Source organism: Massilia sp. SYSU DXS3249, from assembly GCF_053668055.1.
Genome location: NZ_JBSIPX010000042.1, coordinates 1 through 1,377 on the forward strand (window position 1 = coordinate 1; position 1,377 = coordinate 1,377).

A 1,377-nucleotide genomic window follows, 5' to 3' on the forward strand; every position below is an offset into this window, starting at 1 on the left:
AAGAGTGAGCAAATTTTGTTGGAAAAATCCTTGAAAGTCAAGGGCGTACCCCTTGACGAAATAATCACAAAGCGGCATGAGGCCGCAACCCTCGGCAGCATCCAGGCCGGAAACCTGGCCCTCCTGGAGAAGCGCGAAGCCCTTCGCGCCGAACGGCTCCGCAATCAAAAAATCCTGAGTACTCCCGAGCTTGTTCGGCAGACCGGCCTTTCTTCGTATGTTCGCCGCCTGGAAAAGACCGCACGCGGCCTGGACGCCACGCACGACGACGCGCAAGCGGCGGCGGGTGGGGTGGCCGGGGCCGCGCTTGGTAACAACACGGAATCACAGGCCGTTTTTCGTGAGTCGATTGACGAAAATACCGGGGAAATTCAACGACTTAGGGTCGTTTCCCGCCGTGGCGAAAACGTGCTGGAAACCGTGTCGGAAACCGGGGCGAATAACGCCCGCGGTGCTCGGTTCAGTGCTCAAACGTCAGCGGCAAAGCTGCTGCACGATGAGCGCACCCCGAAGGGGTCGCAATGGCGTGTCACCGGCTGCACTCGGCGCAAGATCGCCGCCGATGTTTCCGTGTTCTACTCCGGCAAGATCAAGAAGGCCCACTTCGGGGGGCTGATGGTCTGCGGCTCCGTCTGGACCTGTCCGCCGTGTGCTGCAAAGGTGTCCGAGCGTCGCAAGCAGGAAATCGTTTCGGCGACCGACATGCACAAAGCACAGGGCGGCGGGTTGTACCTGGTGACGTTCACCACCTCGCATAAGCGTGATGATGACTTGGGCCGGTGGCTGAAAAAGTTTGCGGCTGCCAAGGTCAAAATGCGCGAGTGGCGCGCATACAAGAATCTGAAAATCGACACGGGCTATGTCGGCGACATTCGCGCCCTGGAGGTCACTTACGGCGATGCGAACGGCTGGCATCCCCATGAACACGGCCTCTGGCTCACGGCTAAGCCGTTGTCGGCTCGCAAGCTGGAAGCGATGCGCGCTGAGTTGTTCACCCTCTGGCGTCGTGCCTGTGTTGCTGTCGGCCTGCCGCCACCGAATCGCAAGCGGGGCGTAGACGTTCGTTTCATGGAATCGTCGGCTGAGTACGTCGCAAAATTCGGCCGGGAACCTCGTTGGGGCGCTGGTGCCGAGCTGGCCAAGCAACACATCAAAAACGGCAAGGTGGCTAGCATGTCGCCGTTCGATCTGCTGCGCAGGTATCACGAGGGCAGCGACGACGCCTCACACAAGCGGTTCGGCGCTCTGTTCGTCCAGTTCGCCAATGCGTTTTTTGGCAAGCGTCAGATTATCTGGTCCGATGGGCTGAAACAGTTGTTCGGCATCGAGCAAAAAACCGATGAGGAACTGGCCGTTGAGGAAGCTGAGGATGCTCGG

1 protein-coding gene is annotated in these 1,377 nt (G+C 59.6%); it reads left to right on the top strand.

The window, feature by feature from the left end:
* Positions 1–30: 30 nt before the first annotated feature.
* Positions 31–1,377, top strand: a 1,347-nt coding sequence (locus ACWCIA_RS22860; protein ID WP_454166783.1) for a protein rep, incomplete at its 3' end; no start/stop codon positions are given.